The sequence below is a fragment of the Neokomagataea anthophila genome (assembly GCF_018122595.1).
Lineage (GTDB): Bacteria > Pseudomonadota > Alphaproteobacteria > Acetobacterales > Acetobacteraceae > Gluconobacter > Gluconobacter anthophilus.
Genome location: NZ_JAGRQH010000003.1, coordinates 224025 through 245035, shown reverse-complemented (window position 1 = coordinate 245035; position 21011 = coordinate 224025). Strand labels below are relative to the sequence as shown.

Genomic DNA, 21011 nt, shown 5'->3' with positions numbered 1-21011 from the left:
TGCTCCTATTTATCAACTGAGGAAAGAGCACTACGCTTCTTCCCGTAACACGCATAGACTACCAAACCCAAAGCCAGCCATATCAGCAGGCGAACCCATGTCATTTTATCCAAAGATGCCATGGACACCCCACAGAAAACGACCCCCAGAACGGGAATAATTACTCCGCCCGGAACCTTAAAACGACGCTCTGCATCCGGCGCACGAAGACGCAAAACTGGCACGCCTATGCACACCAAAATAAATGCAAAGATTGTCCCGATGGATGTCATGCTACCCAGTTCACCAATCGGCAGAACGGCCGCGAAAATACTGGTGATCACACAGAACATAGCGTGTGATGTCCAAGGCGTGCGGGTTTTGGGATTCAACTTTGAGAATACTTTTGGCAGCAACCCATCTTGGGACATCACCAAAAACACCCGAGCTTGCCCTAAGAGCAAACCAAACAGAACAGAGATATAACCTGCCGCAATGCCCATTTTTACAAAATTATGCAGCCATGCCGCATGTGCCGTGTTCACCACAGTCGCTACAGGGCTCGGGTCATTTGCGAGCTCTTGATAATTCACCACCCCTGTGAGCACCAAAGAAAAACCCGCATATACAAGCGCACAGATCACAAGTGTTGCGATCATTGCCACAGGCAAATCTTTTGCCGGGTTTTTGCTGTCCTGCGCCGTGGTGGAAATAATATCAAAGCCAATATAAGCAAAGAACGCCATACCAGCGGCGCGCATAACACCAGAAAAACCAAAGTGGCCAAACTCACCCTGATTCTGAGGCACAAATGGATGGTAATTTGAAACGTTAATGTACTTTGCGCACGCTATGGTCACCAATGTGATCACAGCGATTTTCAAGAAGACCACAACGTTATTGATCTTTGTTGATTCGCTCATGCCGCGCATCAAAAGCGCTGTCACAATGATCAAAATAAAAACTGCTGGCGCGTTAAACCATGCCGGCACGACCGTACCATCCGTCAAATGAACAGGCGTCATTGGTGGCGCAAGCAAGCGCGGATCAATCTGTATGCCCCAGTCTGAGAGAAGGGACGTCATATAACCCGACCAACTGGATGCTACGGCAGCTGCCCCGATGGTATATTCCAGCACCAGATCCCAGCCGATCATCCAGGCGATAATCTCACCGAATGCCGCGTAAGAGTAGGTATAAGCAGACCCGCCAGACGGCATCATGCTCGCCAATTCGCCGTAGCAAAGTCCGGCAAAGCCACAGGTAATCGCAGCAATGATATAAGAGAGCGTGACGCCGGGGCCCGCATTTTGCCCAGCAGCGACGCCCGTTAACGAGAACAAACCCGCGCCGATTGTAACCCCGACACCCAGCGCTATGAGCTGCCAGCGCCCTAGGACTCGTTTCAGGCCAGAGGAAGATGAAAAATCGGACTGAATGGGCTTTGTCCGCCACAGCGGAGAAGACATGTGTGTTTCCTGACGACAATGTGGGGCAAAAAAGAACAGATATCTTCATTTACCCGGCGAATATTTTTGCGGACCCGTCCATTCTGCGATAGTGACGAGCCATCAGCTTTGATGGAGAATGGACCACCATGTCAGAACATGCCAGCCAGTCCGCACATAATTCCTTCTTTCAAGCCCCTTTGAAGGAAGTTGATGCCGATGTTGCAGCCATTTTAAACGATGAACTCGTCCGCCAGCAGGACGGGATTGAACTCATTGCTTCTGAAAATATGACGTCATTTGCCGTCATGGAAGCGCAAGGCTCTGTCCTCACCAACAAGTATGCTGAAGGCCTTCCGGGCAAGCGCTACTATGGCGGTTGCGTAGATGTAGACCGGGTTGAGCGCCTTGCTATTGAACGTCTGACCAAAATTTTTGGCGCTGAGTTCGCAAACGTACAACCTCACTCAGGTGCCAATGCTAACCAAGCTGCCTTCATGGCACTGGCAAAGCCTGGCGATACGATTCTTGGCCTGAGTTTGGCTGCTGGTGGTCATCTGACGCACGGCGCAGCACCAAACTACTCCGGCAAGTGGTTTAATGCTGTTCAATACGGTGTACGCGCTGAAGATGGCCTCATCGACTATGAGGAAATGGAAACGCTGGCACGCGAGCATAAGCCTACGATCATCGTAGCAGGCAGCTCGGCTTATCCGCGCGTTATTGACTTCGCACGCTTCCGCAAAATTGCAGATGAAGTTGGTGCGTTCCTGATGGTCGACATGGCACATTTCGCAGGCTTGGTCGCTGCTGGTCTGTACCCAAACCCCGTGCCTTATGCTGACATCGTCACGTCCACGACGCATAAAACCCTCCGCGGCCCACGCGGTGGCATTATTCTGACCAACAGCCCAGAGCTTGCAAAAAAAGTAAACTCTGCTGTTTTCCCAGGTCTGCAAGGCGGCCCACTGATGCATGTCATCGCGGGTAAGGCCGTGGCGTTTGGTGAAGCATTGAGCGAATCGTTCAAGGATTATCAAACACGCGTTCTAGCCAATGCTCGTGCCCTAGCAGATGAACTACAAAAGCGTGGCTTTAACATCATCACCGGCGGCACAGACAGCCACCTAGTTCTGGTAGACCTGCGCCCTAAAAAAGTGACGGGTAAGCTGGCAGAAAACATTCTGGAAAAAGCTGGGATTACGGCCAATAAAAACGCTATCCCATTCGACCCAGAAAAGCCATTCGTCACGTCTGGCATCCGTTTGGGCAGCCCAGCGGCCACGTCACGCGGCTTTGGTGAAGAAGAATTCCGCACCATTGGCCGCATGATCGACGAAGTGCTGTCCGCAGCATTGGAAGAAGATAATGCTGAGGCTGTAGCTGCCCGCGTGCACGAAGAAGTGAAGGCTCTATGCGGCCGCTTCCCAATTTACACCCGCGCATCAGCCTAAGAATATTATGGTAGGGGCGTATTTATACACCCTACCAAGCGGTACGGCGCGCCAGTCGTACCGCAAGTTGCCCAAAACGGGGCCTATGGTTGGGTACAATCAAAATGCAATCATCATACGGGGTACAAATAACGTCCCGCCCATCATGGGCTATTACGGTCCCTGCATGAGGAATGGTTGTCCCGCCCTCCCATAATTGGGTAAAAGCAAAGTCGGCGCTGCGCGCTACGACATTGTCTGTTACAAAAAAAGAATGTGCAGCTTGCTGAGGGCCACCCGTCTGTGCATGTAAATGCAACCCTTCTATGTTCTGCAAAAAGACTTCAACCGTCTGCTCCATAATCTGGAGCGTTTCTGGTAGCCAATGCTGACCCGCTTCCAATAGACATCCACGCCCAGCGCCTACCGTTGCTGCAAAACGATCATATTCAATCAAACGCGCACCACCTTGATGCCCCAAATCTGAGACAACAGCGGATGGAAGGCCCTCCGCAGAGGCTAGGCCAGCCGCAAAATCTACGGAGCGTTTGACATGCGGAGCAATAAAAAATGGCTCTGAGGGCCATAGGGTAGAATGTAAGTCCAATAAAAGATCCGCCCGGCGGATAAAGGGTTCTATCTCTCGGGCACGACGTAATTCATGACTTGTTTCACTCCCGCGCAAACGGTGTGTGCTCCAAACCCGGTTCATATCTTCTTCAAGGTAGCGCGCCGCGAGAGGCTGACGCACATGAAAGCACTTAAACGCCTCCAGGTTCGCCAAAATAAGCGTTAAACGCCCCGAGGTTAGAATAGGGGGGGTGCGCCTCAAACGCTCTAAAACATGTCCACTAGCAAACTCATTACCATGCAATAACCCGGTGATAACAAAGTCCGGGCCGGGGGCATGTGCTTCAAAGGTAATCACCCCCGGAACATCCGTATTCGTGACACTCCATGCGCTTAAATCAGGAGGCAACAGAACGACGGACGGAATAGAGGCACGCTGCGGGAACAGCTCTTCGCTTAATCCTGCTTTACGAAGGCGAATAGGATGGTGGCGTAAACCGGCCTTACAGCTCATGCTCCTCAATGCCTCGCCTTGCAAAATCGCGTATCATACGGTCACAACGCGCTAACTGATCCCTGGTCACAAACTCATCGGGACGGTGCGCCTGTGCAATATCACCTGGCCCACACACAATACTGTCCATTCCCGCACGCTGATAGATACCGGCTTCCGTCCCATAAGACACATGACCCGCCGTATTCCTCCCTGTGATACGCTGTGTCTTCAAGGTCAAACCATGCTCCCTAGACAAAGCAAGGGGCGGCAAATCACAGAGTTGTTCATACGTAATGCCGCCTTGAGAGTTCCCAAGCTTTAAAACCTGCTCCAAAGGGGACAACCTATCTTGCAGCGCCTTAAACATGGCTGGGCCGTCATCTCCTGGCACATTCCGCCACTCAACTTCAAAGGAGGCATGTTCTGGGATGATATTTAAAATAGATCCACCAGACGCAACCCCGACCTGCATAGTCGTATAAGGCGGCTCAAAACCTGCAACACGATGCCCGTCTTGAGCCAAGCGATCCGCTTCATCGGCACAGAAAGCAATAGCACGCCCCATAGCATGCAAAGCATTGCGCCCGGCTTCAGGGTTAGACGAGTGCCCCGGCAGCCCTTGAAACGTTACACGGACAGCAAAACGCCCCTTATGCGCAATAATCGGGGCTAAAAGGCTCGGCTCCCCCACAATGCACCGATCAGGCATTCTGTCTGCGGCACGCAAATCAGCCATAAGATAACGCGCACCATCACATGTGATCTCTTCATCACATGTAAACAACAGATGGATAGGGTCATTGGCTGCATATGCTTTTAAATCTGGAACAGCCGCCAGCATACAAGCAACAAACCCCTTCATATCCGCAGCACCGCGCCCATAAAGCCGATCTCCGTCTTCACGAAGGATAAAAGGGTCTGATGACCATTCCTGCCCCTCAACCGGGACACAATCCACATGACCAGAAAAAGCTAGACCGCCTGCACGGTCAGGGCCGATAACGGCATGAAGATTCCATTTTTCTACAGCCCCTTCTGGGCCGGGATAGCGGGTCGAGGGCACACCATGCGCAGATAAATATTGCTCAATCCATGTGATGATTGGTGCATTGCTCTTAGCGCTTGTCGTATCAAACGCCACAAGAGCAGCCAAAATATCAGCCGATTGAGGGGGAACGGTATGGGGATCACTCATAATGTTATTCTCAACATGCTTAACATGATCCGCATACCTCTATTTTTTAACGGTCCAGTGTTTCTTCAGTCACAATCCGTACACGCTGGCCTGTTTCTTTCTCAACGTCACGCAGCAGATGCCGCTCTTGTGGGTCAAGCAAGGATAACGCAATGCCCCGCTTTCCCGCACGGGCGGTACGGCCAATACGATGAATATAAGCAGGTACGCTTGATGGCATATCCGCATTGATCACACATTCTACATCCGGAATATCAATTCCTCGTGCAGCGATATCGGTTGTGACCAGAACCTGCACTTGCCCCTCACGGAAGCGAGTCAATGCACGGGCACGGGCACCTTGCGTACGATCCCCGTGCAGCGTCTCCACAGACACTCCACTACGAGACAAAGAACGCCCCAATGTCTCAGCCCCTTGCTTAGTTTGCACAAACACCATGGTACGACCGGTAAAATGGTTCAGCACATGCTTAATGGTGGGGACTTTATCATCTTTGAGTACGAACATAGCGCGCTGACGGATTCGCTGCGGCGCTGCGTCTTCTGTCTCAAGCTCAATACGTACAGGGTCCTGTGTCACACGCTTAGCAAGATCCATAACCGGAGCAGGCAAGGTAGCAGAACAAAAAACTGTTTGTGGCTGAATATCGGGGAAATGCGTGCTTAAAGCCGTCATAGAATCGGTAAATTCATCATCCAGAAGACGATCAGCTTCATCCAAAACAAGATACCCAATCTGATCAATGACCAGATCACCTTGCACGACAAGGTCAAGCAACCGCCCATGCGTTGCAACGATGATGTCCACACCATCCGCCAAGCCACGCAATTGCTGATCACGCGGAGTACCCCCACAGATCACGCGTGTTTTCAAGGGTAAACGGCGCCCTAGTTGACGACAGACAGATGCTGCTTGCGCGGCCAATTCACGTGTTGGCTCCAAGATCAAAGCCCACGGGCCTTGCGTTTCTAAACCTTCTTCCTTTCGTCGCGCCAATGCTTGCAGCAAAGGCAGTACAAAAGCAGCGGTCTTTCCACTCCCTGTTTGTGACGCGATAAGAACATCCTTCCCCTTCAACAGAGGTGGGATAGCCCGCGCCTGAATAAGGCTCGGCCGCTTATGCCCGGCAGATTCAAGAGCGGCCAAAAGAGCAGGCGCAAGACCTAAGCCTTCAAAAGAAACAGACGGAGAAGATACGTTTGAGATTGTCATGGTGTGCATCTTGCCAAAAGACGCCCCTTGCAGGCAATTCGGCAGTGCTTGTTGACGAAAGAAAAATAACGGAGGGGTCATGACGGCCACCATCATCGCCGAAGATTTTGCCGGAATGCGGACACAAGGCCTCGGCTTGGCGGAAACAGCCGGGTGGGAAGCCCATTTTTGTCCAGTCCACGCACGCCCCTTTTGGAGCAACCTCTCTTCGCGTTTTTGGCTGCGCCCCTTATCGTGCATTGAGCCTATTGCTCTCCCCCCACAAACCAACGTTTTAATCGGGGTAGGGGGAACAGGCGGGATCATTGGGCGCGCACTAGCGCGTAAATATCATCTGCCGATTGTACAAATCCAAAACCCACGCAGACAGTTCAAACGCTTTGACGTCATCATTGCAAACCCGCATGATGGTATCGCAGGAGAAAATATTTTGATCTCCCGCAATGCACTCCACCCGGTCACACCACAAAAACTAGAGAGTGCCCGCCAGCAATGGCACAGTCATTTACGGCGTGATCATCGCCCCTTATTGGCTGTCATGATTGGTGGTGCGAACGGACGTTTTACTCTTGGACCGCGCGAAGCGGCACATATGGCAGACACGATCATCGCCTATACTCAGCACCACAACATGCAAACTATCGTCACACCTTCACGCCGCACCGGCGCTGATGTCATCACGGTATTACGTGAACACTTAACACCCCACGGCATTCGGTTAGAAACTGGGGAAGGGGACGCTAACCCCTATATGGGAATGCTCGCTTGTGCTGATATGATCGCTGTAACAACTGATAGTGTCTCTATGATTTCTGAAGCGGTGGCAACGCCTGCACCTGTCATGATTTTGCCGTTACCCGGACGGTCACAGCGCATTGGGCAATTTATCGCCGCCCTCGAAAAAGATGATCGCATCCGCCCGTTTTCAATAGAACATACGTCATGGACTGTGCGTCCGCTTGACGACACGCCGGACATCGCGAGAGAAATGCGCCGACGTTTGAAGCTCTGAAAGGCTCTACCTTCATGCTCGATATTCGTACATTCGGCCCCAAAGGCGGCAATGTTCTATACAAAGCTCTGGCACATCCAGTCGCTGCCACAGCTCTGAGCGCCATGGAGCAGCGCCTTTCAGAGCGTAAAATTGCTGTTTACGACCCCGATGACACCGTCCAGACACTCACAGCACTTTATCCCGGCTTAAAACCAACATTCGTCCTGACGCATGATACTGAGCAAGTCGGTAAAAATGACGGGTTTGGCGGGTCTTACCATGCACTCGTCGATCTACCCGATATTGAGGCAGATTGTGTACTGGCTCTTTCTTTTGATGACGCCAAAATGCGGGGGCGACTGAAAGACCTTCTGCACGGCAAAGAGCTTGAGACGCTTGCACCTGCGCGCTTGCCAGACTCTATGATTGTGCGTGGCCGTCCGTATTTGGATAAACTCAACTTTGCCACGAATTTTGCGTTTTTTCGTGACGATGCTTCATTCTCAACACGCATTGTCACAGCAAATTACTGGTCCAATTATCAAAGCGAAAATCTGCGTTACTGGATGCGCCTCTTTAATGAAGGCGGCACTGTCATTGCAGAATGGGAAATGCCTATTGAAAAGGCAAATTCTGGTATTATCATTGACAGTTCAGAGATCCGCGAACGCTTCGACCTACCAGCTTTTACAGGGCAACTGTTCATTCATGTTCTCGGTGCACGCGGGCATGACGTCGTTAAATATGCCCTCGATATTTTTGGCAAAGGCGAAAACCCCAGCCTCTCCGTCACGCATGATGCCAATGCCTGGCCATCGGTTCGTTTTGCCACCCTTCCGGCACCAGCCCCTCATGAAACCATTACCGTCTGGGTGCAAAACAGCCACGGAACAACCATTCCGGCAGGCGAAATCACTTTCAACACAATGGGGAAAGAGGACCATCGCAGCGTTGATCGTACCATTGGCCCCTTTGAAACAGTCGCTGTTGATATTGGTGCCTTATTTCCAGATGTTCAGTGGCCCGCTCAACTTGAAATGCGTCCCAAACGCCATCTGGTACGCCCACGCTACGAAATTCGCGAAGGAAACCGTACCCGTATCGCTCACCTGAATGTTGAACGGGATAATATTCAACCTGACCCCGCAATTCGTGCTTTCCCTAAGTCACTAGGCCGAGGGTTTTTGCTCCCATTCCCAATTTTAGACCCCAAACACTATACAAGCTTCGTGCAACCCACGCCGATGTCTGAGGCGCTGCAATCTCAACCTGTGCGCTTAGATATTTTTGATGAGAACGGAACACCTGTTGGCTCTCACTTTTTGGGAAATCTGCCACGTAACCATCAAACAGCCATTGCTTTGCATGACTTAACAGACCGGGCGGGGCATGCGGACCTTGTCTATGATTTCCGTGATGGTGGGGAAGCTGATGGCTGGCTACACGGCCTAATGCGGTATCGCAGCCGCAATACGGGCCACGCGGCAGAAACCAGCTTTGGTGCGCATATCTTCAACACATTAATGACATGGCGCTCAGAGCCGCAATCTTATGCCGGCCCACCACCGGGACTGACAACACGCCTCTTTCTAAAGCTTGGACATGATGCACTTCAAAGCTTCTGCTGCCTTATCCATCCTGCCTCGGTGGAAGGAACACATGATTCCAGCACGACATTACTACTGCACAGTGCAGACGGGCATCTGATTGCCGAAACAACCATCACGATCCCGCCTTCAGGTTCCTATATGGTACGCCCGCATGAACTCTTTGATGGCGCGCATCTCGAACACGCGGGAGTGGGGGGATATGTTCTTATCCGCGACTTAACCTGCCGTCTGTTCGGCTATCATGGCCTAGAGAACCCAGATGGTGGGTTCTCCCTAGACCATATGTTCGGTTTCTAAACACCCAGTTTTCTGGACAGTCGACCCCATAATCGACTGTCCAAAACACCCATCCCACGGTGGATGGCTTCACCCAACCCCCATACCATTAAAATAATAACCGGATAGAGGACCCAACTTAATCGGGTTGATCCATTCCATATGTGCACAACACTCAGCACGACAAACATATGAAATAAATCTCGTAAGATAATTGTCCAATACGTCTTAACCAATACAGGCCGGGAAGAGGGGTTTCTGCTTTAAGTGCACAGAACAACACCAAACAAGCTGCACCAACAACAAAGAGGTTAAGCCATAAACGCCCTAAGACATCCCACCAAAAATGCATGAAAAACATATCCGGCAGCATAAACATTGCTGCCAAAAGAGGCATAATAAAAACAAAACGTTTTTCTCGTAAGTGCGGCGCTATCAACGCACAAACAACACCGAGAGAAATACACCCCATACCTGTCAGTGTATTTTCATCTTGCCATATCTCATCATTATACGAGTGGGTAATCATGATTTGTCCCACCACTACCAAGACGCCACAGCATACCCACCGAACCCAACGCCCCATGCGGCATATCAACGGAAAACCTAGATAAAAAAGCTCTTCAATGGAGAGGGACCATAAAACCGTCCAGCTAGCGACACTCCAGCCATGCTGTGCTTGCCAAACATTGAAGTACAATCCCAAAGCTGCGGCAGTTGCTCCAATCGCTGTCTGCCCCGATTTTACGAACATATAATCATCCACATGAAATGCATTCAATACCAACAAAATAAACAATAAAAACAAAAGACAAGGGAATATTCTCCGAGCGCGACCAGCAATAAATTGCCATGGCTTTAACGCATCTAAAGATCCATATTTTTCGCATAAACGTGAGGTAATCAAGAAGCCTGACAAAACGAAAAAAACATACACGGCTTCTGTACCGTTATAATTTAACCCCGATAAAAACCATTTTGGGAAAATATCCACAAGAGCTGTATGGCTCAATGGCATACGAATACCAATATGGTTTCCCAAAACGAATAAGACAGCGGCTCCGCGCATACAGTCTAAACCAGCATTTCGTGCCATTTACCGCTCTCTTTTCTGTGAAGGCGATAAGCATCGTCAGGACTTTCATGGCCTTAATAAGACTCTATCAAGGCAAAAAAGCCCCTTGTCACAGAAGAGTCACCCTGATAGAACGCCCAGCAACGAATGGGCGCATAGCTCAGCGGTAGAGCACTGCCTTCACACGGCAGGGGTCACAGGTTCAATCCCTGTTGCGCCCACCATTCGACCCCCAAAAATATCTTTTAAATTCAATTATTTATTGAATTAATCCACTACAAATGTATTTTTATCATATAATTCAATACACTCCATAAAAAACCGAACAGCCCAACATAACGTTAACATGTGATGTTATGGCGAATTTATCTAAAATTAAATCGCGCTCTATAACGATATTTATAAAAAATTTATCTGGAGATAAATGATGAGCAATCATAATAATTTAACAGAAAATCAAGAATTTCCTTATTCTTTTTCGAAGTTATCTCCAGCATTAAAAGAAAATATTTCCAATATTAATTCTATTACTTCAAATGATTTCAGATAACTTTATCTGGGCTTATCCTGCAGTCGAGACCAAACCACCCTGTGGTATCCGCATACAAGCGGGCGGAAGCGGAAATTCCATCGAGAATAACAAATTCTCTGGAAACGAAATCTTTATAAAATCCAGCAGCCTTATCGTGATTGAACATGACGATGGCCATAGTGGGAAAACTTATCTTTTAGATTCATGCACATCAGAACAAGCCTTCATCTCCGGCGCCGTGTCCACTCGATACCTTCCGTCATAAACCATATGAAAAGAGGAGGCTTCTTCGGTATAGTCTCCTCTCACTTCCTATCACTAACAGCGCCCTGCTAAACGCTGCGCCGCCAAACGAAATGCGTCGAAAAAATCATCGGCACTCGAAATCTTCCCACCAGAAAACATAATAAACCCATCAACCATACCATTTTGCAGCATCCCCTCAGAATGGACGAGCATACCATCAGGGTCTTCCATCGCACCTGAGCTAGGCGCGTCACTCTCTATCCTAGGCCGCAGAGGGGCTTTGAAAACGCTCCCCCAATAATCCTCCACTTTTTGTGGATACGAACGCCTATCAACCGTATATGCCTCCAGCGGCTTTCTTTGCGCGTGCATATAGCCAATTTCAACAGCAGTTCCCGGATCCATATCTGCGCTACGCCGAAATGGATCAACGCAAAAAAGCCCCGCATCGCACTCATCCATAAGGTCCCGGTCCGCACGCACAAACGCCAAAATTGTTTCTCGCCCGGGAGGGAGGTGGCGCGCTTCTTCTTGTCCATCAAAAGGTGCAACACCAACCAGCCCGTAATCCGCACAAATCAGCTTTAATTGTCGAAAAATAGATAATGCATCCGGACGAAAAACGAGGTCTCCTGCCAAATAGACCTTGGGATTTTTTTTCTCTATCCGCGTCATGCAAAAGTCCTATTTCATTATCTCATCCGCTACAAAGCATATCATATCACGTATATCACGCTTTACGAGCTCTGCATTTTTAGACAACTCATAAGTATTCATATTCAAATAGCAGGAACGATTTATTTCAACTTGCAATGCGTGCTGGCCTTTCGTCGGTCGACCATAATGCTGAGTAATATATCCTCCTGCATAAGGAGCATTAAGCCGTACGGCATAACCACGTTTTTGAAAAAATCCTCGTACAGCGGCCATGATCTCAAAATCACACGAACGCCCATGAAGGTCTCCCAAAACAATATCGCACGGCGCAGAAATTGGGAGAGGGGGCATAGAGTGCATATCTAATAACACAACGCCCCGGCTGTATTGATGGGACAAACACGCCAGTTCACGCTCTACAGCCGCATGATAAGGAAACCACCCAGCGGAGAGTCTTTGATCCAACTCCTCCAGCGGCAAACAATGCGTATAAATTGGTATTGAGTGCGAAGCGAGACGCGGAATAACCCCAAACCCCGCACGGACTTTATCTGTACGCTCAAAACTACGGCCTATAGGAGGCGGGCGAAACATACGCTCATCAACTTCAGCGCAACCCCGGTTCACATCGCACCAAACACGGGGCAAGGACGTTTTAATTACCGTTACACCCTCTTCGGATAATCCATCACAAAACCAGTCCATCAGACGATCTTCTGTGCGCCGCAAAGAGGCCTCAGACAAACAGGAGGACACTAAAAAAGGCTCTGGATAACAACGACCAGAATGTGGGGAGGACACCAAAAGTGGTTTAACGGCAGAAAATCGAGGTTTTTCGACCGACACAAAGGAGGGGGGAGAAGAAAATCGCATTCAATGATAATTTTTTATTTTTAAGGGGTTGTCACCCCCCACGAATACAGCTAAACACCACCTCACCGAGCCGGAGGGCGCATAGCTCAGCGGTAGAGCACTACCTTGACATGGTAGGGGTCACAGGTTCAATCCCTGTTGCGCCCACCACCCGGCTCGGTCCTCAATCAAAAAAAATAAATCAGTAATTAAAAACGAAAATGTTGAATTTTCGTTTCAGCGTTACGCGCTTAAAAAGCCATTCAAAATATCCTCGCCCATAAGACAGCACGCTGTCATTACAGGCGAGGGGCCTAAATCAGGCTTCGTCGTCGTGATCTTCGTCGACATACTCTTCATCGTCGAAGTAAACTTCTTCAACCGTCACGACGAGCGTATCTTTTGCGCGAAGCTCATCTGCTTGAGCGGAAGCTGCGTCTTCCTCTTCATACAGCTCAGATTCACCTGGATCAGAAACCCAGCCGTTATCAACATTCCAGAACTCTTCGTCACCGTTTTCGAGTTCACGACGGATCAGGTAACCTGCAACTTCTTCTTCAGCCATGATCATAGCCCTTTCTAAAACTGAGATGATGAGGCCTAGCTTACCACTAAAAGTCAATCACCCCTTGTCAGGGCATTTTTCAAAAAACGGCTCTCTTCTGGGCAAAAATCTTCACCCCGCCCCAAAAATGTCATTAAATTTTTCTTTTCCAATTTTTTATGCATTTCAGACGTGCAAACAAGAGCACAAGAAACTTAAATTTTTTGTCACCAACCTTCCACAGAAACTGGACTATAGTTGTCTCCGTTGTCCTACTAAGACGTCTGGCGAGGAGACTTTTATGTCCATCAAAGCAAAAGCTACCGCCGCACTTGTCCTGACGAGCTTTCTTGCTCTCACTGCGTGCGAATCGACACAACAAATGGTCAGTGACAAAGAAGACCATCTCGCCGCAGCAGGTTTCGTCGCCAAACCTGCAAACACACCAGAGCGTCTCAGCATGCTCAAGCGCCTTCCATCGCACCGGTTCCTGCGCCGTATCAGCGGCGACACGGTCAATTATGTATATTCTGACCCAACAGTCTGTGATTGCCTCTATGTCGGCTCACAAGACGCCTATGGTCGCTACCAACAGTATCAACAGCAACAAAACCTTGCTGATGAACAGCAAATGACTGCCCAAGAATATAATGACGCCAACTGGAATTGGGGCGCATGGGGCGGATGGGGGCCCGGCTTTGGTATGGGACCTGGCTTTGGCCCAGGTTTTGGAGGGTATGGGTGGTAAACCCACCCATCACTTCAAATTTTTAGTAATCGGCTGGCGGCTCAGAGGCCTCCAGCCACCCTTGCAGCATATAACTTGCTGCCATTTTATCGACGACTTCCGCACGGCGTGCGCGAGTCATATCAGCTTCACTGATCAAAAAGCGATTCACCGCACTGGATGAGAGCCGCTCATCCCACACGCAGGCCGGCACCCCAACGCGCTCTGACAATGCCTCTGTCCAATCGGATGCTGCCCGTGCCGCCGGACCAAAACTTCCATCCAGCCCTAATGGCAGACCGACAACCAAGCCACCAATATCTTGGCGGGCAATAATATCGGCAATTTCCTTAGCATTTTCGCCAAGTTTCCGGCGCTTCAAAGAAGCAAAAGGAGAGGCCAGCATTAAAGACACGTCGGTCAATGCGAGGCCGATTGTACGTGCTCCGGGATCGATTCCGAGCACGCGTTGACCAGCCTTTAAGCTGATACGTAAGTCTTGTGGATTGAACAGGGACATAACACGGCGTTATGATCTATCCTGAGGCTGAAAAGCCACTCTTTAATTTCCTTTCACTCAGGAATCTTCATGTCGCTCGACGCGAAAACGGTTTTACGCACTGCCAGACTGGCACGTATTGGTCTTGCTCCCGCTGAAGTGGAAGCCCTGCAAAAAGATATGGGCTCCATCATCGACTGGGTTGAGCAACTTAATGAACTGGACGTCACGGACGTTCCGCCGATGATCGGCACAGGTCTTGCGAAGCCGCGCCTTCGTGAAGACCGCATTACGGATGGTGAACGCCCTGATGACGTCCTATCCAACGCCCCCGACCGTGAAGGTCCGTATTTCACCGTGCCTAAGGTCGTTGAATAATGTCTACTCCGTTTGATTACACACTTGCTTCCGCACGTGATGCCCTGCGCGCGCGCAAAGTATCCGCACGCGAACTGACCGAAGCCCATTTGTCTGCCATTGAGCGCCTTGATGGTACGCTCAATAGCTTCATCACCACCACGCCAGAAAGCGCGCTCAAAGCCGCTGATGCCGCTGATGCAACGCTAGCAAAAGGTGAGGGCGGGGAGCTTTGCGGTCTGCCCTTGGGCATTAAAGACCTGTTCTGCACCAACGGCACACGCACCACGGCAGCCAGCAACATTCTGCGTGATTTCGTGCCGCCTTATGAAAGCACCGTCACCGGCAACCTGCTGCGTGATGGCGCCGTGTTCCTCGGCAAGTTGAACCTCGACGAATTTGCTATGGGTTCTGGCAATCTGAATTCTGCATTCGGCCCGGCTATCAACCCTTGGAAGCGCAAAGGCTCTGATGAGAACCTCGTTCCTGGCGGGTCATCCGGCGGTTCTGCCGCTGCGGTAGCGGCTGGCCTCGTGCTTGGCGCAACAGGCACTGATACGGGCGGCTCCATCCGTCAGCCCGCAGCATATACGGGTATTGCAGGCATTAAGCCAACCTATGGCCGTTGCTCACGTTTCGGCACAATCGCCTTCGCAAGCTCACTTGACCAAGCAGGCCCGATGGCACGCAACCTTCAGGATTGCGCTATTCTTCTGCGCTCTATGGCGGGTTTCGACCAGCGTGATTCCACAAGTGTTGATACACCTGTCCCCAATTATGAAGCCGCATTGAACCGTGGCGTCAAAGGGCTGCGCGTGGGCATTCCGAAGGAATATCATGCAGACGGCATGCCTGCCGAAATTGAAGCATTGTGGCAACAAGGCATCAACTGGCTGCGTGAAGCAGGTGCAGAGATCAAAGAAGTCTCTCTGCCGCACACCAAATACGGCCTGCCAACCTATTATATCGCCGCTCTTGCAGAGGCATCATCCAACCTTGCCCGCTATGACGGCCTCCGTTTCGGCGCACGTGTGAAGGCAGATTCACTCGATGCTATGTACGAAGCAAGCCGTGCTGCCGGCTTTGGTGAAGAAGTAAAGCGCCGTATTCTCCTTGGTACGCATGTTCTATCATCAGGATATTATGACGCATACTACCTGCGCGCTCAGAAGGTCCGTACGCTGATCCAGCAAGACTTCCTAAAAGCCTATGAAGATGTGGATGTTCTGCTGACGCCAACAGCACCATCCAGCGCCTTCGCCCTCAACGAGAAGCCATCCGACCCTGTTCAGATGTATCTCAACGACGTCTTCACAGTTCCAGCCAGCATGGCGGGTGTGCCTGCTCTCTCCGTTCCGGCAGGGCTGGACGGGCAGGGACTACCACTAGGCCTGCAACTCATCGGCAAATTCTTTGATGAAGAAACGCTGATTGCCGCAGGCCATGTGCTGGAACAAGCAGCTTCCTTCACGCACCGACCAACCATTCACGCAGGGAACCCAGCATGAGCACCGTTATCACTGGCAACACCGGCGATTGGGAAATTGTTGTCGGCCTTGAAGTCCACGCACAGGTTATTAGCCAAGCCAAGCTGTTCTCCGGGGCATCCGCCACCTATGGCGGCGAGCCAAACACGCATGTTAGCCTTGTGGATGCTGGCTTCCCCGGCATGTTGCCGGTGCTAAACGCTGAATGCGTTGCGCAAGCTGTTCGTACGGGTCTTGGCCTGAATGCTGAAATCAATTTGTTCAGCCGCTTTGACCGTAAAAATTACTTCTACGCTGACCTTCCAACTGGGTATCAGATCAGTCAGTTTGCGCATCCGATCGTCGGGAAGGGCGTGGTCGTTGTAGATCTACCCGACGGCAGCACGCGCGAAATCGGCGTAACACGCCTACATCTGGAGCAAGATGCTGGCAAATCGATCCACGATCAGGACCCGACACGCTCTTTCATTGACCTCAACCGTGCCGGTGTGGCTCTGATGGAAATCGTGAGCGAGCCAGACATTCGCTGCCCAGAGGAAGCCGGCGCTTACCTGCGTAAGCTGCGCCAAATTCTGCGTTACATCGGCACCTGTGACGGCAACATGGAAGAAGGCTCCATGCGCGCCGACGTGAACGTTTCCGTGCGTCGCCCCGGTGAAGAAGGCTTCCGTACACGCTGCGAAATTAAGAACGTCAATTCTATTCGCTACGTGATGCAGTCCATCGAAGTTGAAGCGCGCCGTCAGGTTGAAATCTGGGAAAATGGTGGTGAAGTTGATCAGGAAACCCGCCTGTTTGACCATATCCGCTTAGAAACGCGCTCCCTCCGCAGCAAGGAAGACGCGCATGACTACCGCTACTTCCCTGACCCAGACCTGCTGCCGCTTGAAATTGAACAATCTTGGGTGGATGAGCTAAAGGCTGCTCTGCCAGAGCTACCGGAAGACAAGCGCGCCCGTCTGGAAAAAGAATACGGCATCTCACGTTATGAATCCGGCGTTCTGACAGCTGAGCAAGCTGTTGCGGATTTTTATGAGACCGTAGCGAAGGGTGCCGATGCACGCTTGGCCACCAACTGGATCTTGGGTGACTTCTTCGGCGCGCTGAACCGTACAGGCCGCACCATTGAAGACAGCCCCGTCAGCGCTGAAGGTCTGCGTGAGCTGCTCGGCCTGATTTCCGATTCAACCATTAACGGTAAGATCGCGAAAGAAGTGCTGGAAGACATGGTCGAGACGGGTGATTCCGCCAGCGCCATTGTCGAGCGTAAAGGCTTGCGTCAGGTTACAGATACGGGCGCAATTGAAGCGGCTATCAATGCCATCTTAGAAGCAAATGCTGATAAGGTTGAGCAATATAAGAGCGGCAAGGACAAGCTCTTTGGCTTCTTCGTTGGTCAATCCATGAAGGCTATGAAGGGGAAAGCAAACCCCGCAATGGTCAATGACGTTCTACGTAAGTTGTTAGACGCATAAATTTAAAAAAAAGTGCTCTAGGGGGTTTGACCTGCAAGGAATTTCCCCCTAGTAACACTCCTGCAAACGCTGCATAAAAACAGCGTTTCCTGCGGAGGGGTGGCCGAGAGGCTGAAGGCGGCGGATTGCTAATCCGTTATACGGAGAAATTCGTATCGTGGGTTCGAATCCCATCCCCTCCGCCACTTACTTATTTTCCCAATAAAAAATCATTTATCCTATATAAGAGTCACTCATTATTCACTGTGACTTTGTACAACACCATGATGGTGTAATGTTTGAACGGCGCTTAACAGTTACTGTCGGGAGATTATCCCCTACAATACTTTTGAAGCACCGTAGCACATGAGCTATACTCTTAGTGGCTTGCCGTTTTTGAAAACACATTCATGATCACCACGCCGGCGATAATAAATGCCATACCGATCATGGCGGGAATATCGAGTTTCTGACCTTGGAAAACCCAAGCCACGGCAGAAATCAAAACAATACCAATACCAGACCAAATTGCATACGCCACCCCGGTGGGAATGTCTTTTAACGCCAGCGACAGCGCATAAAAAGCAACAATATAACCACAGCCCATTAGGAGCGTCGGGACAAGACGCGTAAAGCCTTCACTTTGCTTCAGCAAAGAAGTCGCGATTGTTTCAGCAACAATGGCAATCATAAGATAAAAATACGTCACGAGTTCCTCCTGCCAGAAGGCAATACACCTTAAACGCAATTCTCCTTACAAGATTCCGTCGTTATTGGCGCCATAAACGTGTTGGCGCCCGACGATAAGATGCCAAATTACGCCCCGTGTTCTCCGCAAGCCCAGAGGCACTTCCGATCATACTGTTATGAGAAAGCGGGAAAGCGGGCAGTACCTGCCGTACAAGCGGCCGTTGAGCCGCAAATAAAGGCATAAACACCCGTGGCCCGCTTGATGTCATAATGGCCTGAGGCAGAAAATCAGGAGGATGATACGAATCATCTCCGCCCTTCCATGCCGCAAAGACATGTCGGGCATAGTCTTGTCCCAAACCCGGGGTGAGAGAATGATAAGCGGCTGTAGCTGCAAACCACCCACGATGCTGACTATTGAGCTCTTTAAGAAAATGGGCTGCGTAACGTGCATTTTCCACAGGGTCAAATGCCTGCTCTAATGATGAAAATGCCTCAGCATGATGATGCAAATTAATCTGCATACACCCCACATCAATGGAATGCAGGCCGCGTTGTTGAAAGGCTAAAACAGCCTCAATCGCTTTTTGTTTACTTGGAAAGAAATAGCCCTTTCCCTCAGCATTCACCGTCCATGGCCACGCTATACGCGGCATCTCTTTGGTCAAATGGCGACCACTTTCAACTGTACTAATAGCCCCTAACAGCCCGAACGGAAGCGCAGATTCATGTTCCACATGCTGCACTGCAATCTGGCACGCGGTCTCATCCCCACCATATGCAAGGGCAGGGACGTTCATACAAAAAAAGATCGTAGAGACAAAGCGCCATGTCATGCGCCTTAATCTCCACAATCTTCCTTAAGAAACCCCTAATAGGGCTGTGTTATCCGGCTTTAACTGGCTGACAAGCGACTTCTAACCATGCACGCTCATCTCCATCAAGAGATGGGCCCACACGTTTAAGAACCTCTTGATGATATGCATTCAACCAAGCTTGCTCACGGTCATCAAGCAAAGAGGACTCAATCAACGCACGGTCAATCGGCACATAAGTTAGAACTTCAAACTCTGAGAATGGGCGCTTCGCCTTTGCAGAAAGCTGTACATCCTTCACCAGCAAAAGGTTTTCAATCCGAATACCAAATGCGCCTTGTTCATAATAACCCGGTTCATTGGAAACAATCATACCGTTCACCAAACCCGTTGGACGCGGCGCGGGCGAAATATTCTGCGGCCCTTCATGAACCGATAAATAATTACCAATTCCATGGCCCGTGCCATGGTCATAATCCAGCCCAATATCCCACAAGGATGCTCGTGCAAGAGCGTCCAAACGATAACCCGGTGTTCCCGTTGGAAAACGAGCCAAACTCAGGGCAATATTTCCCTTCAAAACGCGCGTAAATGCTTCTTTCGCGGCATCCGAAGGGCGCTCAGGGCCGATCCATACAGTACGCGTAATATCCGTCGTACCAAACGGGTATTGCCCACCACTATCAATGAGATACACACTATTAGCCGGTAAAACGCTATCACGCCCTACTTCCGCCTTATAATGCGGGAAAGCTGCATTCGGCCCAGATGCTGAGATCGCATCAAAACTCTGCCCACGATAATCGGCATGCTGCTCACGAAAACTATTCAAACGATCCGACAGTTCCGTTTCGTGCTTACCTGCAGCAGACTGCGTTAACGAATACAAAAAGCGTGTCACAGCAATCGCGTCTAGCGCATGAGCGCGACGTGAACCTTCTTGTTCAACACTGTTTTTAATCGCTTTTGGCAAAGTACAAGGGTCTGACGCATGATCAATCTCAGCACCATGTGCCACCAGAACGGTTTCAAACCATACCGGCGTTGTCGCGGGATCAATCCGGACCACATTACCACCAAGCTCAGCAAGGCTCATGGCCAATTCTTTTGGGGAGCGTACAGAAACTTCATCCCCCAACGCTTGCGCCAAACCTGCTTCCAAGCGTTCTGGCGCAATAAACAACTCTACATGCGCATCTGACCGTAACACTGCATAACCCTGTGCCACGGGCGTCAGAGGTACATCATCACCACGGATATTCAGCAGCCACGCAAGAGACGTACAATCCGCTAGAATCACAGCGTCATGGCCATCTTTTTGCAATTGCGCGGCAATCTGATGACGCTTCTCTTCAGAACTCTGCCCTGCATCCGCATCAGATTGCGGAAAGACTACACTTTGCGGAGCTTGTGGTTGATCGGCCCAAGCTTGATCAACCGGATTACTCGCCAAAGGCACAAAGGTCACACCAGGCGTCGTCCACGCATTCAGCATGGCACGGCTTACTAATTTCGGATCGTACCCAACGCACAGACCTTGTGCATGCTCTGCAAGCCAAGCAGCAGGGGGGTGCTCAATGATATGGCACCGGCTCCACACATCATGCTGTGCCTGTTGCTCCATTTGCACGGTATAGCGACCATCCGAAAACAACCCCGCTTTCCCCGGCAATACGATTGCCAGTCCCGCACTCCCCGTAAAACCGCTCAGCCACGCCAAACGCTCAGCATATGGCGCAACATACTCACCAAGAAATTCGTCACCACGTGGCAAAATAAACCCATCAACACTGGCCGCACTGCAAGCAGCACGAACAGCAGCAATACGTTCAGACGGAGAGAGCGCAAACGTCATCATTAAA

Annotated in this window: 20 protein-coding genes and 3 tRNA genes; 10 read left to right on the top strand and 13 right to left on the bottom strand. The window is 50.5% G+C overall.

Features of this window, described 5'->3' with window-relative positions:
- Positions 1–5 precede the first annotated feature (5 nt).
- Entirely contained in the window at positions 6–1448 is a 1443-nt protein-coding gene (locus KB213_RS06400) for an APC family permease (RefSeq protein ID WP_211681372.1), read from the bottom strand.
- A gap of 128 nt (positions 1449–1576) precedes the next feature.
- On the opposite strand from KB213_RS06400, the gene glyA reads away from it, so the two are divergent.
- Entirely contained in the window at positions 1577–2881 is a 1305-nt protein-coding gene (gene glyA, locus KB213_RS06395) for a serine hydroxymethyltransferase (RefSeq protein ID WP_211681370.1), read from the top strand.
- Between the two features lie 31 nt (positions 2882–2912).
- Here glyA and KB213_RS06390 read toward each other — a convergent pair whose 3' ends face one another.
- From KB213_RS06390 to KB213_RS06380, 3 genes are read right to left on the bottom strand one after another with little or no spacing between them, the layout of a single operon-like run.
- Positions 2913–3944 (bottom strand): M14 family metallopeptidase, encoded by a 1032-nt coding sequence (locus KB213_RS06390; RefSeq protein WP_211681368.1) that lies wholly within the window; start codon positions 3942–3944, stop codon positions 2913–2915.
- Complete coding sequence (gene argE, locus KB213_RS06385; protein ID WP_211681366.1) at positions 3934–5121, bottom strand: acetylornithine deacetylase; 1188 nt, start codon at positions 5119–5121, stop codon at positions 3934–3936. Before argE ends, KB213_RS06390 begins: the two co-directional genes overlap by 11 nt.
- Before the next feature lie 46 nt (positions 5122–5167).
- A complete protein-coding gene (locus tag KB213_RS06380; RefSeq protein ID WP_249110303.1) occupies positions 5168–6415 on the bottom strand; it encodes a DEAD/DEAH box helicase in 1248 nt (415 codons plus the stop codon).
- Here KB213_RS06380 and KB213_RS06375 point away from each other — a divergent pair.
- Positions 6414–7346: a mitochondrial fission ELM1 family protein gene (locus KB213_RS06375; RefSeq protein WP_211681362.1), complete on the top strand. Its 933-nt coding sequence runs from the start codon at positions 6414–6416 to the stop codon at positions 7344–7346. The two genes, KB213_RS06380 and KB213_RS06375, sit on opposite strands and share 2 nt — an antisense overlap.
- A 14-nt stretch (positions 7347–7360) precedes the next feature.
- The gene (locus KB213_RS06370) at positions 7361–9235 is read left to right on the top strand and encodes a hypothetical protein (protein ID WP_211681360.1); all 1875 of its coding nucleotides are present in this window, start codon (positions 7361–7363) and stop codon (positions 9233–9235) included.
- 154 nt (positions 9236–9389) lie between these two features.
- Here the strand turns inward: KB213_RS06370 and KB213_RS06365 are convergent, their stop codons facing one another.
- The gene (locus tag KB213_RS06365) at positions 9390–10310 is read right to left on the bottom strand and encodes an acyltransferase family protein (protein ID WP_211681358.1); all 921 of its coding nucleotides are present in this window, start codon (positions 10308–10310) and stop codon (positions 9390–9392) included.
- Between the two features lie 128 nt (positions 10311–10438).
- On the opposite strand from KB213_RS06365, the gene KB213_RS06360 reads away from it, so the two are divergent.
- Positions 10439–10513 (top strand) — tRNA-Val (locus KB213_RS06360).
- 318 nt (positions 10514–10831) lie between these two features.
- Here KB213_RS06360 and KB213_RS06355 read toward each other — a convergent pair.
- The 3 genes from KB213_RS06355 to KB213_RS06345 form a co-directional block, all read right to left on the bottom strand.
- Entirely contained in the window at positions 10832–10999 is a 168-nt protein-coding gene (locus KB213_RS06355) for a hypothetical protein (protein ID WP_211681356.1), read from the bottom strand.
- A 140-nt stretch (positions 11000–11139) separates the two neighbouring features.
- Entirely contained in the window at positions 11140–11742 is a 603-nt protein-coding gene (locus KB213_RS06350; RefSeq protein ID WP_211681354.1) for a nucleoside 2-deoxyribosyltransferase, read from the bottom strand.
- A gap of 9 nt (positions 11743–11751) precedes the next feature.
- Positions 11752–12597 (bottom strand): N-formylglutamate amidohydrolase, encoded by an 846-nt coding sequence (locus KB213_RS06345; protein ID WP_211681351.1) that lies wholly within the window; start codon positions 12595–12597, stop codon positions 11752–11754.
- Between the two features lie 75 nt (positions 12598–12672).
- On the opposite strand from KB213_RS06345, the gene KB213_RS06340 reads away from it, so the two are divergent.
- Positions 12673–12747 (top strand) — tRNA-Val (locus KB213_RS06340).
- A 148-nt stretch (positions 12748–12895) separates the two neighbouring features.
- On the opposite strand, the gene KB213_RS06335 is transcribed toward KB213_RS06340, so the two are convergent.
- The gene (locus KB213_RS06335) at positions 12896–13141 is read right to left on the bottom strand and encodes a hypothetical protein (RefSeq protein WP_068172160.1); all 246 of its coding nucleotides are present in this window, start codon (positions 13139–13141) and stop codon (positions 12896–12898) included.
- Between the two features lie 280 nt (positions 13142–13421).
- Here KB213_RS06335 and KB213_RS06330 point away from each other — a divergent pair, with 280 nt between their 5' ends.
- Complete coding sequence (locus KB213_RS06330) at positions 13422–13868, top strand: hypothetical protein (RefSeq protein ID WP_211681349.1); 447 nt, start codon at positions 13422–13424, stop codon at positions 13866–13868.
- A 22-nt stretch (positions 13869–13890) separates the two neighbouring features.
- Here KB213_RS06330 and ruvX read toward each other — a convergent pair whose 3' ends face one another.
- A complete protein-coding gene (gene ruvX / locus KB213_RS06325; protein WP_068172035.1) occupies positions 13891–14367 on the bottom strand; it encodes a Holliday junction resolvase RuvX in 477 nt (158 codons plus the stop codon).
- A gap of 69 nt (positions 14368–14436) precedes the next feature.
- On the opposite strand from ruvX, the gene gatC reads away from it, so the two are divergent.
- From gatC to KB213_RS06305, 4 genes are all read left to right on the top strand, one after another.
- Positions 14437–14724, top strand: coding sequence for an Asp-tRNA(Asn)/Glu-tRNA(Gln) amidotransferase subunit GatC (gene gatC / locus KB213_RS06320; protein ID WP_068172158.1), 288 nt, complete (start codon positions 14437–14439; stop codon positions 14722–14724).
- Positions 14724–16211, top strand: coding sequence for an Asp-tRNA(Asn)/Glu-tRNA(Gln) amidotransferase subunit GatA (gatA, locus tag KB213_RS06315; RefSeq protein ID WP_211681347.1), 1488 nt, complete (start codon positions 14724–14726; stop codon positions 16209–16211). Before gatC ends, gatA begins: the two co-directional genes overlap by 1 nt.
- Positions 16208–17665: an Asp-tRNA(Asn)/Glu-tRNA(Gln) amidotransferase subunit GatB gene (gene gatB, locus KB213_RS06310; protein WP_211681345.1), complete on the top strand. Its 1458-nt coding sequence runs from the start codon at positions 16208–16210 to the stop codon at positions 17663–17665. The genes gatA and gatB overlap by 4 nt, the downstream gene beginning before the upstream one ends.
- A gap of 93 nt (positions 17666–17758) precedes the next feature.
- Positions 17759–17850 (top strand) — tRNA-Ser (locus KB213_RS06305).
- A 173-nt stretch (positions 17851–18023) separates the two neighbouring features.
- On the opposite strand, the gene KB213_RS06300 is transcribed toward KB213_RS06305, so the two are convergent.
- From KB213_RS06300 to KB213_RS06290, 3 genes are all read right to left on the bottom strand, one after another.
- On the bottom strand, positions 18024–18353 hold the full coding sequence (locus tag KB213_RS06300; RefSeq protein ID WP_267288063.1) for a DMT family transporter: 330 nt from the start codon (positions 18351–18353) through the stop codon (positions 18024–18026).
- Between the two features lie 61 nt (positions 18354–18414).
- Complete coding sequence (locus KB213_RS06295) at positions 18415–19170, bottom strand: transglycosylase SLT domain-containing protein (protein ID WP_211681343.1); 756 nt, start codon at positions 19168–19170, stop codon at positions 18415–18417.
- Positions 19171–19219: 49 nt separating this feature from the next.
- Entirely contained in the window at positions 19220–21004 is a 1785-nt protein-coding gene (locus KB213_RS06290) for an aminopeptidase P family protein (protein ID WP_211681691.1), read from the bottom strand.
- Positions 21005–21011 lie beyond the last annotated feature (7 nt).

Bases quoted from the DNA above. Each gene is read 5' to 3' on its own strand.
- KB213_RS06400 (WP_211681372.1), bottom strand. From the start codon at position 1,448: ATGTCTTCTCCGCTGTGGCGGACAAAGCCCATTCAGTCCGATTTTTCA.
- glyA (WP_211681370.1), top strand. From the start codon at position 1,577: ATGTCAGAACATGCCAGCCAGTCCGCACATAATTCCTTCTTTCAAGCC.
- KB213_RS06390 (WP_211681368.1), bottom strand. From the start codon at position 3,944: ATGAGCTGTAAGGCCGGTTTACGCCACCATCCTATTCGCCTTCGTAAA.
- argE (WP_211681366.1), bottom strand. From the start codon at position 5,121: ATGAGTGATCCCCATACCGTTCCCCCTCAATCGGCTGATATTTTGGCT.
- KB213_RS06375 (WP_211681362.1), top strand. From the start codon at position 6,414: ATGACGGCCACCATCATCGCCGAAGATTTTGCCGGAATGCGGACACAA.
- KB213_RS06380 (WP_249110303.1), bottom strand. From the start codon at position 6,415: ATGACCCCTCCGTTATTTTTCTTTCGTCAACAAGCACTGCCGAATTGC.
- KB213_RS06370 (WP_211681360.1), top strand. From the start codon at position 7,361: ATGCTCGATATTCGTACATTCGGCCCCAAAGGCGGCAATGTTCTATAC.
- KB213_RS06365 (WP_211681358.1), bottom strand. From the start codon at position 10,310: ATGGCACGAAATGCTGGTTTAGACTGTATGCGCGGAGCCGCTGTCTTA.
- KB213_RS06355 (WP_211681356.1), bottom strand. From the start codon at position 10,999: ATGGCCATCGTCATGTTCAATCACGATAAGGCTGCTGGATTTTATAAA.
- KB213_RS06350 (WP_211681354.1), bottom strand. From the start codon at position 11,742: ATGACGCGGATAGAGAAAAAAAATCCCAAGGTCTATTTGGCAGGAGAC.
- KB213_RS06345 (WP_211681351.1), bottom strand. From the start codon at position 12,597: ATGCGATTTTCTTCTCCCCCCTCCTTTGTGTCGGTCGAAAAACCTCGA.
- KB213_RS06335 (WP_068172160.1), bottom strand. From the start codon at position 13,141: ATGGCTGAAGAAGAAGTTGCAGGTTACCTGATCCGTCGTGAACTCGAA.
- KB213_RS06330 (WP_211681349.1), top strand. From the start codon at position 13,422: ATGTCCATCAAAGCAAAAGCTACCGCCGCACTTGTCCTGACGAGCTTT.
- ruvX (WP_068172035.1), bottom strand. From the start codon at position 14,367: ATGTCCCTGTTCAATCCACAAGACTTACGTATCAGCTTAAAGGCTGGT.
- gatC (WP_068172158.1), top strand. From the start codon at position 14,437: ATGTCGCTCGACGCGAAAACGGTTTTACGCACTGCCAGACTGGCACGT.
- gatA (WP_211681347.1), top strand. From the start codon at position 14,724: ATGTCTACTCCGTTTGATTACACACTTGCTTCCGCACGTGATGCCCTG.
- gatB (WP_211681345.1), top strand. From the start codon at position 16,208: ATGAGCACCGTTATCACTGGCAACACCGGCGATTGGGAAATTGTTGTC.
- KB213_RS06295 (WP_211681343.1), bottom strand. From the start codon at position 19,170: ATGACATGGCGCTTTGTCTCTACGATCTTTTTTTGTATGAACGTCCCT.
- KB213_RS06290 (WP_211681691.1), bottom strand. From the start codon at position 21,004: ATGACGTTTGCGCTCTCTCCGTCTGAACGTATTGCTGCTGTTCGTGCT.